This window comes from Leifsonia xyli subsp. cynodontis (assembly GCF_050632205.1).
Taxonomy (GTDB): Bacteria; Actinomycetota; Actinomycetes; order Actinomycetales; family Microbacteriaceae; genus Leifsonia; species Leifsonia xyli_D.
The window spans coordinates 222,010-236,024 of the sequence record NZ_CP192578.1; the positions used below are offsets into that span (position 1 = coordinate 222,010).

The 14,015-nt window shown below is 69.9% G+C and carries 10 protein-coding genes, 1 tRNA gene and 1 pseudogene; 9 read left to right on the forward strand and 3 right to left on the reverse strand.

The genetic code is table 11. The annotated features are described in order from the left end of the window. Positions 1 to 8: 8 nt before the first annotated feature. From ACQ86M_RS01105 to msuE, 9 genes and pseudogenes are all read left to right on the forward strand, one after another. Complete coding sequence (locus ACQ86M_RS01105) at positions 9 to 1,238, forward strand: sensor histidine kinase (protein WP_431246753.1); 1,230 nt, start codon at positions 9 to 11, stop codon at positions 1,236 to 1,238. Continuing rightward, complete coding sequence (locus ACQ86M_RS01110; protein ID WP_431246754.1) at positions 1,235 to 2,401, forward strand: hypothetical protein; 1,167 nt, start codon at positions 1,235 to 1,237, stop codon at positions 2,399 to 2,401. The genes ACQ86M_RS01105 and ACQ86M_RS01110 overlap by 4 nt, the downstream gene beginning before the upstream one ends. A 76-nt stretch (positions 2,402 to 2,477) precedes the next feature. Beyond that, positions 2,478 to 3,170, forward strand: a complete 693-nt coding sequence (locus ACQ86M_RS01115) for a response regulator (RefSeq protein ID WP_431246755.1) — start codon at positions 2,478 to 2,480, stop codon at positions 3,168 to 3,170. Positions 3,171 to 3,215: 45 nt separating this feature from the next. Further along, a complete protein-coding gene (locus ACQ86M_RS01120) occupies positions 3,216 to 3,890 on the forward strand; it encodes a thymidine kinase (protein ID WP_431246756.1) in 675 nt (224 codons plus the stop codon). A gap of 31 nt (positions 3,891 to 3,921) precedes the next feature. After that, positions 3,922 to 5,228: pseudogene (locus ACQ86M_RS01125) on the forward strand (UDP-glucose dehydrogenase family protein). Between the two features lie 64 nt (positions 5,229 to 5,292). Then, a complete protein-coding gene (locus ACQ86M_RS01130) occupies positions 5,293 to 7,170 on the forward strand; it encodes a DUF4012 domain-containing protein (protein ID WP_431246757.1) in 1,878 nt (625 codons plus the stop codon). 53 nt (positions 7,171 to 7,223) lie between these two features. Further along, positions 7,224 to 7,790, forward strand: a complete 567-nt coding sequence (locus ACQ86M_RS01135) for a hypothetical protein (protein WP_431220315.1) — start codon at positions 7,224 to 7,226, stop codon at positions 7,788 to 7,790. A gap of 89 nt (positions 7,791 to 7,879) precedes the next feature. After that, positions 7,880 to 8,893, forward strand: coding sequence for an LLM class flavin-dependent oxidoreductase (locus tag ACQ86M_RS01140; protein ID WP_431246758.1), 1,014 nt, complete (start codon positions 7,880 to 7,882; stop codon positions 8,891 to 8,893). Between the two features lie 86 nt (positions 8,894 to 8,979). Continuing rightward, positions 8,980 to 9,573, forward strand: a complete 594-nt coding sequence (msuE, locus tag ACQ86M_RS01145; protein WP_431246759.1) for an FMN reductase — start codon at positions 8,980 to 8,982, stop codon at positions 9,571 to 9,573. Between the two features lie 196 nt (positions 9,574 to 9,769). On the opposite strand, the gene ACQ86M_RS01150 is transcribed toward msuE, so the two are convergent. The 3 genes from ACQ86M_RS01150 to ACQ86M_RS01160 all read right to left on the reverse strand — a co-directional run bounded on the left by ACQ86M_RS01150 (position 9,770) and on the right by ACQ86M_RS01160 (position 13,993). Next, positions 9,770 to 9,843 (reverse strand) — tRNA-Pro (locus tag ACQ86M_RS01150). Positions 9,844 to 10,481: 638 nt separating this feature from the next. After that, positions 10,482 to 11,462 (reverse strand): metallophosphoesterase, encoded by a 981-nt coding sequence (locus ACQ86M_RS01155; RefSeq protein ID WP_431246760.1) that lies wholly within the window; start codon positions 11,460 to 11,462, stop codon positions 10,482 to 10,484. Beyond that, entirely contained in the window at positions 11,462 to 13,993 is a 2,532-nt protein-coding gene (locus ACQ86M_RS01160) for a transglycosylase domain-containing protein (RefSeq protein ID WP_431246761.1), read from the reverse strand. Before ACQ86M_RS01160 ends, ACQ86M_RS01155 begins: the two co-directional genes overlap by 1 nt. Between the last annotated feature and the right edge of the window lie 22 nt (positions 13,994 to 14,015).

The window sequence follows — 14,015 nt, forward strand, 5'->3', positions numbered from 1 at the left end:
GGGACGTCGTGTCACTCGGCCTGCCCAGCCATCTGGCGCGACCTGCGAACTCCCGCGCGCTGGCGACCGCCGCGCGGTGGGCGGGCCTGGTGTGCCTGGTGGCCGCCATGGTCAACGTCGCGAGTTCGACGCTGGGCGGCAGCGATGCCGGCTCCTGGCTCTCCCTGCTGGTCCTGGTCCCTATGATCGCGCTGCTCGCCCTGCTGTCGCGCGGGCGCACGGCCGGTCTCACGGTCGCCTACCTGCTCGTCGGCGCCGTCTGCACCTACTTCTACGTGGTCGCGCTCCTCACGAGCACGCCCGGCTATCGCGACACCAACCTCTTCGTCGTCGCGCTGCCCGTCGTCGCCATGACCCTGGTCGGCGGGACGGGCACCGGTGCGCTGGTCGGCATCCTCTGGGCGACCCTCGGATTCGCTCTCGCCGAGGCGGCGGTCATCCTCGGGGCGGTCACCGCGTCGCGTGAGTACCTTCCCGACGCCATCTCGCTCGGCGCGTACCTGCTGCTCGTCGGCGTGCTCACCTTCGACGGACTCACCCGCGGCACGCGTTCCCGTGCGCAGACCGCTCTGCACCGCGCCGTTCGGGATGCGCGGCTGGTCGACCTCCGGCGGGAGCTCGCCGCCGCCGCGACCGCGGAAGTCCACGACACGGTGCTCAGCGAGCTGGTGGCGGTCGCGAACGCGCAACCCGGGCCGCTCGACGAGAGGCTGGCGCGGAGGATCGAGTCCGACCTGCGGGGCCTCGGCAGCGACCTCGCCGCAGGCGCGGGAGCGGGCGAGCAGGGGGCGGGGGCCGACGACGCGGGCCATGACCCCTGGTACGACAGCGAGCTGCACCGGGCCATCGAGGCGGCACGCGACGAGGGGCTGACCGTCGACATCTCGGGCGATCGCGCCTCCTTCGCGCGGCTCGACCACGAGGTCCGCCGTGCCGTCGGGCTCGCCGTCCGCCAGTGCCTCGTCAACGTGCTGCGCCACTCCGGGAGCCCGACCGCCGAAGTGGCGCTGTCAGCGGGGCCGGGATCCCTCTCGGTCATGGTGGTCGACGGCGGCACGGGATTCAGCGCCGACGGCCCCGCGCCGGATCGCCTCGGCCTCCGCCAGTCGGTGCAGGACCGGATCGCGCGGGTCGGCGGCACGGTCGACATCTACTCGACCGCGGACGTCGGCACGACGGTCATCCTCACGGTGCCGGCCGCGATGACACTCGGAGGCTCCGGGGGTCGTGCCGGATGACCGCGCTCAGCCCTCGCGCGATCGTCGGCGCACGGTCGATCCCCGCCGAGCGCACGCCGCAGCGGCTCGACCCCTTGGGTGTCCAATCGGCATGGCTGCTGGTGCCCCTGCTCGGCGGTCTCGCGCTCGTGTACGCCGTTTTCTCCACGTTCGTGCACCGGAGCCAGCTGCGAGACCCCGACCTGGCGGTCGTCGCGATCGGCGTGCTGCTGCTGACGGTGATCGTCGCGTCGCTCCGCACGCATCCGGGTTTCGCTCCCTTCGGACGATGGTCGCACTTCTCGATCATCGGGGTCGCGCTGACCGCCGCCTGCCTGTTCGACGCCTCCGTCTGGGGGCGCAACGAGCGCATCCAGGACGACTGGGGGCAGATCGCGGTCGCGCTGCTCCTGGTCGCGATGCCGCTGTACCGCCCGATCGGCGAGGTCGCCGGCTCGGCCGTCGTCTCCGCACTCGTTCTGGGAAGCCTCGCGGCGGCGCAGCATTCGCTCGTCATCGCCAACGTCCCGCTCGTCTACGCCACCGTCGCGGCGACGCCGGTCCTGGCGCTGGCGGCCGGGGGAGCCGGTTACGCGTGGACCATGACCGGCGAGACGCTCCGCTGGCGCGAACTCGCCCGCCAGGGGCAGGCGCGCCTCGAGGGGGAGCTTCGGCAGGCGGCCGAGAGGATGGTCGCGCAGGAGCGCATGACCGCGCTCAATGCGGAGGCGGTCCCGTTCCTCACGGGGATCGCGCAGCGCGGCGTGGTCACGGCCGAGGATGCGGAAATCGCCCGCGCGATCGCCGACCGGCTCCGTGCCCTGTCGGTGCGCGCGGTCGGCCGCACCTGGCTCGACGATACGCTTCACCTCGCACTCGGTCCCCGGACCGCCCAGGCGGCGCCGCCAGGAGCCGACCGGGGGAGCGCCTCGAGCGGGTGGACGACCCCGATCACCTGGAGAGCGTTCTCACCACCGACCAGCGGGCCATCGTCGGCGCCCTCATCGCGACGATCGCCGCGCGTCCCGCCCTCGACGCGTGCTCCGTCCGCATCTCGGCCAGCGACCCCGAGCGGCCGTCCTTCGTGCTGCGCGCCCGCATCGACGAACCGCGCTCGGTGCTGCGCCGGGAGCTGCTGCCGTTCGTCAGCGCCCTCAACGCCGTCGCCGTCAGCGCGACCATGAGCGTGCGGGCCGGCGATGTGAGCATCCGCTTCAGCTATCCCGGGGGCGGCGTACCGAAAGCAGACGGGAGACGACGATGACCCCATCCCGCACCGATCCGGCCGCGCCCGGCCGGAGCGCCGAGCCGCCCATCCGGCTGGCGATCCTCGACGACCACGAGATCCTCCTCGACAGCCTGGCGACGTGGATCGAGAAGAACGCGCCCGAGTTCGACCTGGTCGTGCGCGCGGGCAGCTGGCTGGAGCTGGTGCACAGCGACGCGTTCCCCACCGACCTGGTCATCATGGATCTCCAGCTCAAGGAGTCCGTCTCCATCGGCGCGCGGGTGCGCACCTGCCGTGCCGCAGGAGCGAAGGTCGTCGTGCTGAGCGCCGTGGACACACCGGAGGACAGGGAGGCGGCGCTCGGGGCGGGCGCGGTCGCCTACGTGAGCAAGTCCCAGCCGATGACGGAGCTCCTCGCCGCCGCGCTGTCTGCCGCCGGCCGCGGGGTCGGACGCAGCGCCACCGCCGCGCAGCCCGCGTGGCGGCCGAAGCCGCTCATCCCGGAGTCCGCACGGCCGCGGCTCAGCGACGGGGAACGCCAGGCCCTGGTTCTGTACGCGGACGGCCGGACCACCTCGGAGGTCGCCCGCGCGATGAACGTGCAGTACGAGACGGCGAAGACGTACCTTCGGCGGGTGCGCGAGAAGTACGGCAAGGCGGGCCGGCCGACCAGCTCCCGCGCCGACCTCATCCGCCGGGCCGCGGAGGACGGCTACCTCACCTGAGGCCGCCTCGCGGTTTCCCAGCGCCGTCCCCCATAGGATCGGTGCGTGGCAAAACTGTATTTCCGCTACGGCGCGATGAACAGCGGCAAGAGCACGGCCATGCTCCAGGCCGCCTACAACTACGAGGAGCGCGGCCACCGCGTGCTGCTCGCGAAGCCGTCCATCGACACCAAGGGCGACCTGGGCATCCTCTCGCGGCTCGGCGTCACCCGGCAGGTCGACTTCCTGATCACCCCCGAGACCGATGCCTACGGCGCCTTCCAGCGGCAGCGCGAGCGCACCATCAAGCGCTTCGCCACCGACGTCAGCGCCCTCCTGGTCGACGAGGCGCAGTTCCTGACCGAGGCGCAGGTGGACGACCTGCTGCGCATCGCACTGCTGGACAGCATCCCGGTGCTCGCGTACGGCATCCGCACCGATTTCCAGACCGTGGCCTTCCCCGGAAGCCGCCGCCTTCTCGAGGTGGCCCACAGCCTGGAGGAGCTCAAGACGATCTGCCGGTGCGGCCGCAAGGCGATCTTCAACGCGCGCAAGATCGACGGGGTGTTCGTCTTCGACGGCGACCAGGTCGCCATCGACGGCGCATCCGTCTCCTACGAGTCCCTGTGCGGCAACTGTTACCTTCAGGAGAGCCGCGGCGTGCTCAACAACGGCCGGCGGCACTGGCCCGTGGATGCGGCACCCGCCTACGTCGACGAGCCCGACCCCGATTTCACCTGAGCCCGGCTCTCCACCCGAAGGACTGGACACCATGCGAATCTCCGTGATCGGCTGCGGCTACCTCGGGGCCGTCCATGCCGCCTCCATGGCGCACCTCGGCCACGACGTCGTCGGCATCGACGTCGACAAGGCCAAGATCGACTCCCTCTCCGCCGGCCGCGCGCCGTTCTTCGAGCCGGGCCTGCCCGAGGTGCTGGAGTCGGCCGCCGCGTCCGGCCGCCTCCGGTTCACGACCGACTTCGCCGCCGCCGCCGATGCCGACGTGCACTTCGTCGCTGTCGGTACCCCGCAGGTCGCAGGCGGCGACGCCGCCGACATGCGCTTCGTGGACGCGGCGTTCGGCTCGCTGCTCGACCACGTGAAGGACGGCGACCTCATCGTCGGCAAGAGCACCGTCCCGGTCGGGACGGCTGCGCGCCTCGCGGCTCTCGTCGCGGAGCGGCAGCCCGGGGCGACGCTGGCCTGGAACCCCGAGTTCCTGCGCGAGGGGTTCGCGGTGAAGGACACGGTCAGCCCCGACCGCCTGGTCTACGGCGTCCCGGAGGGGAGGCGGGCGAGCGTGCGGCCCGGCTGCTCGACGAGGTCTACGCGTCTGCGGTCGCGGCGGGAACCCCGGTCATCGTGACCGACTACGCGACGGCGGAGCTGGTCAAGGTGTCGGCGAACGCGTTCCTCGCCACCAAGATCTCGTTCATCAACGCGATGGCCGAGATCGCGGAGGTCACCGGCGCCGATGTGACCAAGCTGGCGGATGCGATCGGCCACGACGCGCGGATCGGCCGGCGCTTCCTCAACGCGGGCGTGGGCTTCGGCGGCGGCTGCCTGCCCAAGGACATCCGGGCGTTCAGCGCCCGCGCACGCGAGCTCGGCCGGGGCGAGGCGGTGCAGTTCCTCGACGAGGTCGACAAGATCAACCTGCGTAGGCGCACCCGGGTCGTGGAGATGGTGCGCGAGGAGGCCGGCGGCCTCGCGGGCGTGCGCGTCGGCGTGCTCGGTCTGGCTTTCAAGCCGCACTCCGACGACATCCGCGACTCGCCCGCCCTGGAGATCGCGATGCGTCTCGCCGACGCCGGCGCGATCGTGACCGCGACCGATCCGCAGGCGGTGGAGAACACGCGTCGCCGGGCTCCGCAGCTCCGTCTCGCCGGCTCGGCCGAAGAGGCCGTGCAGGATGCGGACGTCGTGCTGCTGATCACCGAGTGGCCGGAGTTCACCGGGATCGACCCGGAGGCGCTCGGCGCGCTCGTCGCGCACCGGACCATCATCGACGGGCGCAACGCGCTCGATCCCGAGGCCTGGCGCGCCGCCGGGTGGCGCTACCGCGGACTCGGTCGCTGACACGATCTCACTTTCCTCCCCTTTGGGGGCCGCGAATAAAGTGAGGATTTGTTAGGTTTGTCGCATGGCGACAGGTCTCACCGTGCCCGACGCACCGCCGCGTCCTGGCGGCGACGTGCCCCCGGGCCCTCCCCGGGTGCGCCGCGCGCGCCATCCGGTCCTGATCGCCGTCCTCGCCGGGGTCGGCATCCTCCTGCTGTTCACCGCTGTGTGGATCGGCGTGCGCGCGTCGATCGCGCAGCGCGAGCTCAATGACGCGGTCCCGGCGGCCGAGCGCGTGAAGACCGCGATCGGCGCCGGCGACCTGGCTGCGGCTCGCCGTGCGACGGACGAACTCCGCGGGCACACCGGAACAGCGGCATCCCTCACGTCCGACCCGATCTGGGTCACGGGTGAGGCGGTCCCGTGGATCGGCCCCAACCTCACGGCGTTCCGGACCGCCGCGGCCGCCACCGACACCGTCGCCGAGCAGGTCGTGCGCCCGCTTGTCGCGGTCGGCTCCGCGATCGATCTGCGTGCGCTCGCCGTGACCAACGGGCGCATCGACCTCGCGCCGATCAAGGCTGCGCAGCCGACGGTCGTGAAAGCCCAGGCGGCGTTCGCGGACGCGCGCACCAGTGTCGGCGGCATCGAGACGGGCGCGCTCCTCAGCCCGGTCGCCGCGGGCATCGACAGGCTGCAGAACGTTCTCGATAAGGCGACTCCGGAGGTGGACGGGCTCTCCAACGCCGTCCGGCTGCTGCCGTCGATGCTCGGCGGAGACGGCCCGCGCGACTACCTGCTCGCCGCGCAGAACCCCGCCGAGCTGCGGTCCACCGGCGGGCTGATCGGCGCCGTCGCCCTCGTCCACGCCGACAACGGCGCCATGACGCTGCTCCGCCAGGAGGCCGGCACCTCGATCGGCCCCTGGGACGACTCCGTCGCCGACGTCCCGCTCAACACGCAGGGACTTTACGGCCCACTGGTGGGCCGATATCTCCAAGACGCCAACCTCACCCCCGACTTCCCGCTCGCGGCGGCGACGGTGGCCCGCATGTGGACGACCACGTACGGCGGAAACGTCGACGGGGTGATCGCGGTCGATCCCGTCGTGCTGAGCGGCGTGCTGAAGGCGACCGGGCCGTTGACCCTCCCGTCCGGGGACACGCTGACGTCGTCCAACGCCGTCAAGCTGCTCCTCAACGACGTCTACACGCGCTTCGAGGATCCACGGCAGCAGGACGCCTTCTTCGCCTCCGCCGCGCGCGCCGTCTTCGATCGCCTCTCGGCGGGCGGGGTGAACGGCAAGAAGCTCCTCAGCGCTCTGGCGGACGGCGGAGACGCGCGTCGCGTCCTGATCTGGAGCGCGAAGGCCGACGACCAGAAGGTGCTGCTCCGCACGACCCTCGCCGGCGGGCTTCCGACGTCCGACCTGTCGAAGGCGGGGATCGGCGTGTACTTCAACGACGCCACCGGCTCGAAGATGGACTACTACCTCGGCACCGCCGTCGCGGCCGGCTCTGCGGTGTGCCGCGCCGACGGCAAGCCGTCCACGGTCATAAACGTCACGCTGACCAATCATGCGCCGAAGGACGCCGGAACCTCGCTCCCGAAGTACGTCACCGGTGGCGGGACCTACGGCGTCACGCCGGGGAACATCCGCACCCGTGTCGCCGTCTACGGCCCGAAGGACGGCTTCCTCGCCGCCACACAGCTGGCGGGCGCGAACTATGCGACCGTCGCCGGAGTCGATGGCGGCCGTCCGGTCAGCCTCTTCACCGTCGAGCTGGCGCCCGGCGAGTCCAAGACCGTCTCGGTGCAGTTCCTGAACGCGGGGCAGATCGCGCCGAACCTCACCGTCGTGACGACTCCGACGCTTCCCGGGGATGGTTCGACCCCTGTTGTGGGGGTGAACAAGACGGTCAAGCCCATTGTCGTCCAGTGCTCTTCCATCGTAAAGTGAGCATTATTCATATCCCGACCGTGAGCCGGGGCCCCAAACAGAAAGGCGGGCCGATGTTCAAAAAGATCCTGGCGGCGATCGCCGTGAGCGGGGCGCTGCTGCTTGCGGCCCCAGCCGCCGCGAATGCCGTCGACTACACGAACGGAGCACAGTGCTCGTTCGACGCGAGTGTCGCAACCGCGGGTGGCACGGCCACCCTCATCTGCATCCCGGGGACGTGGACGCCCGGTGAGGCGATCACCTGGACGGTGACCGGTGAGAGCGGTTCCTCGTTCCAGCTCGCCTCGTACAAGGCCGCACCGAGCTCGCTCAGCTTCGTGAAGCACTCCAACGCCGACGGCAGCGACGTGCTCACCGTGAAGGTGCCGACGACCGCGACCGGGACCTACAGCTTCGTCGGCGTGGGTCAGACCAGCGGACACGAGTGCCCCGCCACGCTGACCGTCCTCCCTGCCGACCAGGCGAGCACTGTGGTCGACCCGGGCAGCAGCAACGGCCTCGCGCACACCGGCTCGGTCGTGGCGACCTGGGCGGCGTGGATGGGCGGCTCGCTCGTGATCCTCGGACTGATCGCCCTCGCGATCGTCGCCTGGATCCGCAAGGTGAAGACCACGTCGTAGCCGCACCAGGACGACCCGAGACGATTCCCGGGCGGACCGCTTCGGTCCGCCCGGGAATCGTCGTCATGGGGAGCGCGTTGCCATAAAGGATGAGCGCCACGATTCCCCTCAACGTCCTCGACCTCGCCAGCCGCCCCGCAGGCGGCACCAACGCCGATGCGGTGGGCGGCACCATCCGGCTGGCGCAGGCGGCGGAGCGCCTCGGTTACGAGCGCTTCTGGGTGGCGGAGCACCACGGGATGCCGGCCATCGCATCCAGCGCCCCGGCGGTCCTCATCGCCGGCGTGGCGGCCGCGACCGAGCGCATCCGCGTCGGCAGCGGCGGGGTGATGCTGCCGAACCACGCGCCGCTCGTGGTCGCCGAGCAGTTCGGAACCCTGCGAGCCCTCTACGGCGACCGCATCGACCTCGGCATCGGCCGCGCGCCCGGAACGGACGGCGCGACCGCGATGGCCCTGCGCCGGAGCACGGAGGGTCTCGGCGTCGAGGACTTCCCGCAGCAGCTCCTCGACCTGTTCGGCTTCTTCTACGGCGGCATGAGCGACGCGAACCCGCTGCACGGCATCACCGCCGTCCCCGGCCTCGGGGATGCGCCGCAGGTCTGGCTGCTCGGCTCCAGCGGCTACAGCGCCCAGGTCGCCGCAGCGCTCGGGCTGCCGTTCGCCTTCGCGCACCACTTCGCCGGCGAGAACACGGAAGCCGCCCTTGACCTGTACCGGTCGCGGTTCGAGCCGAGCGACACGCTGCACGAGCCGCACACGATGATCGCGGTGAACGTCGTCTCGGACGACGACCCCGAGACGGTCCGCGCCCTGTCGCTCCCCGGGCAGCTGTCGTTCCTCCGGATGCGCCGCGGGATGAAGCCGGAGCCGGTCAGCATCGAAGAGGCGCTCGCCTACGAGTTCACGCCGATGGAGGAGGAGTTCATCGCCTCGCGCAACGCCCGCCAGGCGATCGGCACGCCGAGCGAGGTGAAGGCGCGGCTCGACGCGCTGCTCGCATCCACCCGGGCCGACGAGCTCATGATCTCCTCCGGCGCGGCGACGGTGGAGGGACGCATCCGCTCGCTCGAGATCGTCCGGGAGCTGTACCCCGCCGCATGACGGACCGTGACGGCGACCCACGCGGTCGCCGTCCATGGCAGGTACCGTGGGGCCACCAACCGGTTCCCAGGCAGAAGGCGGTACCCATGTCGCACCCACTGACCGTGGTCGGAGTGAGCGGAAGCCCCACCCACCCCTCGCGCACCACGGTGCTCGTCGACGAGGTGGCCCGCGCGTACGCGGAGGCCGCAGGAGGCGTGTCGCGCACCATCCAGCTGGCGCCGCTGCTGCCGGAGCTGGGGGCCGGGCCGTTCCGCAACAGCCTCAGCCCGATCGTGACCGACGCGCTGGAGGCGGTCGAGACGGCGGACATCCTCGTCGTCGGCTCGCCGGCGTACCGCGCCACCTACACAGGCCTGTTCAAGCTCTTCTTCGACCACATCGGCCAGTACGCGCTCATCGACAAGCCGGTCGTGCTCACCGCAACCGGCGGCAGCGACCGCCACGCGCTGCTGGTGGAGCACCAGATGCGGCCGCTGTTCGGGTTCTTCCAGTCCCTGACGGTCCCCCTCGGCATCTACGCGAGCGAGAGCGACTTCGCGGACTACGAGATCCGGTCGCAGCGCCTGCGGGAGCGGATCGGCACGGCGGTGGCGCGGACGCTGCCGCTGATCCGGGCGAACATCGACCCGGAGGCGCGGTTCGCGGAGCGGGAGTTCGCGAGGCCGGATGCGTTTTGAGGGGTTAGGTCCAAGACTTCTCCACGGAGGCTGCGGAGTGCGCCCCACCCGTTCCCCCTGACGCCGGTCCTCGCTGGCGCTCGGAGCGGCGCCTGGGGCCCCTCGCGGGCGGGGACCCCAATAGACATCAGCGAGTAATGCAAAGAGGAAGGTCCCGGCTCGCTCAGCGAGCCGGGACCTTCCTCTTTGCATTACGTCGGGGTGACAGGATTTGAACCTGCGGCCTCTTCGTCCCGAACGAAGCGCGCTACCAAGCTGCGCCACACCCCGAAGGCCTCATCCAGGATACACGAGCGGGGGAGTGCTCATGACCACGGGCGAAGCACCGGGAGCGCATCAATAAGGCGCGAGCGTGGTTGTCCAGCTAATGTTCCTGTTACGCAAGTTCTCGTTCAGGTTGAAGCACTGACCTGGCGTTGTGCTTGGACTAGGGAACGCCCAGCTTGCGCCGTCCGAGTTCTTGATTCCGACGGTGGCGTTGGCTACGTAGATAGAAGCGGCGTTGTTTCGAATCTTCTGTCCGAAGCCGGCCGACCCGAACCGGTTGGAGGTGAAAGTGTCGTTGATCCACGACTCGCCAGCGTTGTAGCCGTTGTAGCTGCGAGATGCCGAAGCGCCGGCCGCGCAGTTCGGGGAGTAGAAGATTTCGAACGATGGGGCGGGAGCGACGGCTTGAGCTGGAGCCGCCATAGAGAGCAAAGTGGCGGTTACCGCGACTGTTGCCGCGACAATAGAGGTCCTGCGGGCCGTCCTTTTGGATCGCTTCTTATTTCTAGCCATCATGGACAAACCTCGCCTCAGCAATATCGCACACGGATCGAATATTTGATCCCGCGCTCAATGTAGCGTCAAAGTGAATCGCTCGCTCGGCCGCAATTGAGACCGCAATGGCCCCTCGATGGGCGGCCTCAGGCGGCAGCCGTCAGTGTGACCAGCGTCGCCTCCGGGCGGCACGCGAAGCGGACGGGCGCGAAGATCGACGTGCCCAGGCCGGCGGAGACGTGCAGGTAGGCCGAGCGGAACGCGTGACGCCAGACGCTCAGACCCTTCACCTGCGCCCGCGGGACGTCGCAGTTCGTGACCAGCGCGCCGAAGCCGGGCACGCAGACCTGTCCGCCGTGCGTGTGGCCCGCGAAGATCATCGCGGCGCCGTACGTGACGAACGCATCCAGCACCCGTCGGTACGGGGAGTGCGTCACGCCGATCGTGACGGCCTGCCGCTCGGCCCGCGCGCCCCGGTCGGGCCAGGCGTTGTCGTCGGAGAAGGGATCGTCCTCGCGCAGCTCGTCGAGGGCGCCCGGGATGGATTCCACGCGATCGAACCGGATGTGCGGGTCGTCCACCCCGAAGAACTCCAGGTGCGTGCCGCGGATCTCGAGCCCCGCGGCGCGGTTGTCGAGGTCGGTCCAGCCGAGGTCGCGGAAGAACGCCGTCAGCGAGGCGGTGTCCAGACGCGGTGCGGTGGGCGCCTTCTTCTTCGACGGCCCGAGGAAGTACTTCAGGGGGTTCTTGAACTGCGGACCGAAGTAGTCGTTCGAGCCGTGCACGAAGACGCCGGGGATGCCCCGGAATCCCTCGTACGCCCGGCGCACGCCGGCCAGGGCGTCGGCATGCCCCAGCACGTCCCCGGTCTCGACGATCAGGTCCGGCTGGAGACGCGCCAGCGACCGGATCCACTCCTGCTTGTCGCGCTGCCACGGAGCCATGTGCAGGTCGGACAGGTGCAGGATGCGGATGGGCTGAGCCCCTGCCGGGAGGACCGGCACGCTGACCTCGCGCAGGGTGTACGCGCGCCGCTCCACGAGCGAGCCGTAGGCGAACGCCGCGGCGCCCGCGCCGGCCACGAGGGCGAGTGCGGGCGCCAGCGGGCGCAGTGCTCCGCGCGACACTAGCCCTTGGAACCCGGCGTCGGTGGTGCGCTGGCGGCGGCGAGGGTCAGGGTGATCTGGGTGCCCGCCTTCGCCGGGGTGCCGGCCGCGGGATCCTGGGCCTGCACCGTCGCGGCGGGGTTGTTGCCGCCCGCGGCCTTCACCTTGAACCCGGCGGCCGTCAGGGCAGCCTGCGCGTCGGAGAACTTCTGCCCCACGACGTTCGGCACCGCGACGAGGGAGCCGTTGCTGGTATAGATCGTGACGACCGATCCCTTGCTCACCGGCGTTCCCGCAGGCGGGTTCGAGGAGGCGACCGTCCCGGCGGGGGCGACCGAATCCTGCGGGCCACCGTCCGCGGACTCCAGGCCGAGACCGTTGAGAATGGAGTTCGCCTCATCGGGCGTCTTGCCGGTGAGATCCGGAATGGCGACCTGCACACCGCGCGTCAGCTTGTCCGGGGCGGCAGGGAAGTCGTCTCCGCCGTACTTGTCGACCGCGGCGGTCATCATCGCTCGCATGACCGCCGTGCGGGCGATGGCCGGCGTCGTGCCGTGCGTCGGATAGATGCGCCGCATGTCCTGATGGCCGGTGATGTTGCCGACCCAGTAGGCGCCGGCGACCTTCGTGGTAGCGGCGACGAGCCACAGCTGCTCGTTGCCGTCCGTGGTACCCGTCTTGCCCAGCATGTCCTTGCCGGTGCGGTTCATGCCCGCGGCGGTTCCGTTCTGCAAGGGCCCCTGAAGGGCCTTCGCCATGGTGTTCGCCACTGCGGGGTCGATCGCCTGCGTGCATTTGCTCGCGGGCGGCGCGACTTCCTTGCCGCCTCCGTCGACGATCTTGTCGATCGCGATCGGCGTGCATGTCAGTCCGTTGTTGGCGATCCCTGCGAAGGCAGTGGCCATCGTCAACGGCGCGATGTTGTTCGTTCCGAGCACGGAGGCGGGGTTGGAGTCCAAGGGGGTGCCGGTCGCCGTGTGCACGCCGAACGACTCGGCGTCCTTCTTGATATCGCAGAGGTCGAGCTGGTATGCCATGGCGACGAAGGCCGTGTTGATGGAGTTCGTCGTCGCGTTCTGGGCGCTGCGGTAGCCTTCTTCGCCGTAGGAGTCGTTCGTCGGCTTCCACGGGCCGCCCCAGGCGGCGCCCGGGCAGGAGTCCTTGAACTTCGACTGGTCGTACGTCCGCACGTTGGCGTTCACCGTCTCGTTGAGCGAGTGCCCCTGCTTGAGCCACTCCGCGAGCGTGAAGACCTTGTACGTCGATCCGACCTGGAAGCCGTTGGATCCGCCGTAGTCCTGGTCCGTGGCGTAGTTGACCGAGGTGTACTCCCGGCTCGTATTGAGCACGTCCGGATCCTGGCTGTACGTCTTGTTCTGTGCCATGTACAGCACGCGGCCGGTGCCCGGCTGGACGCCGGTGAGCACGCCGCCCAGGTCGACGGCCCCGTAGGTCTTGGGGACATACGAACCGATCGTCTGCTCCGCCACCTGCTGCAGCTGCAGGTCGAGCGTCGTGTAGATCTTGTACCCGCCGCGGTTGAAGTTCGAGGCGCGGGTGTCCTCGTCGGCGCCGAACGTCGGGTCGTTGAGGATGACCTTCTGCACGTAGTCGCAGAAGTAGGCGGATCCGCCTGCGGTCTGACATCCCCGCACCGACGGGGTGATGACCGGCTGGATGGGCGTCTTGACCGCTTCCTGGTACTGCGTCTTGGTCAGCTTCTTGTACTGGTACATCTTGCCGAGGATGTAGTCCCGGCGCTCTTTGTTCTTGGCGTAGCCGTTCGCGGCCCCGTTCGTCTTCGACTGGGGGTCGTCGATCTTCAGGCTGGTCGGCTCGTTCACGATCGCGACGAGGCTCGCCGCCTGCGCGGGCGTCAGTGCCGCCGCAGGGACGTTGTAGTAGTACTTCGCGGCCGCCTCGATGCCGTACACCGAGCCGCCGAATCCGGCGATGTTGAGGTACCCGACCAGGATCTGGTCCTTGGTGTACTTCTTCTCGATCCCGATCGCGTACTTCATCTCCTTGACCTTGCGGTCGGGGGAGACACCGGTCGAGTCGGTCACGCACTGCTCGTACTTGGCCTTCTGCTCCTTGGTCTTGACCGGGAGCGCCTCGCACTTCTGCAGCAGGACGTTCTTGACGTACTGCTGGGTGATCGAGGAACCGCCCTGCACGCCGCCCCCGCCGACGGTGGAGAGCACGCCGCGCACGGTGCCCTGGATGTCGACGCCGCCGTGCGAGTAGAAGCGGGGATCCTCACCCGCGATCGCCGCATCCTTCGCGGCCTGCGAGATCTGGTTGAACGCCACGGGCAGGCGGTTCTGCGAGTAGAACGTCGCGAGCGGCACATCCTGGTCGCCGTTCTTGGCGTAGATCGTGGTCGGCTGGGCGAGCTGGTCGACGTTGAGGTACTCGGGAAGCCCCTCGAAGACGCCGATGCTGTTGTTCGCGGCCATCCCCGTCACCGCGATCGCGGGCGTGACAGCGGCGGTGACCAGAAGACCGGCCACGACGCTCATGCCGATGAAGGCACCAGCGGCGCCGAGCACACCCCTAGCCTGTGGTTTTTGC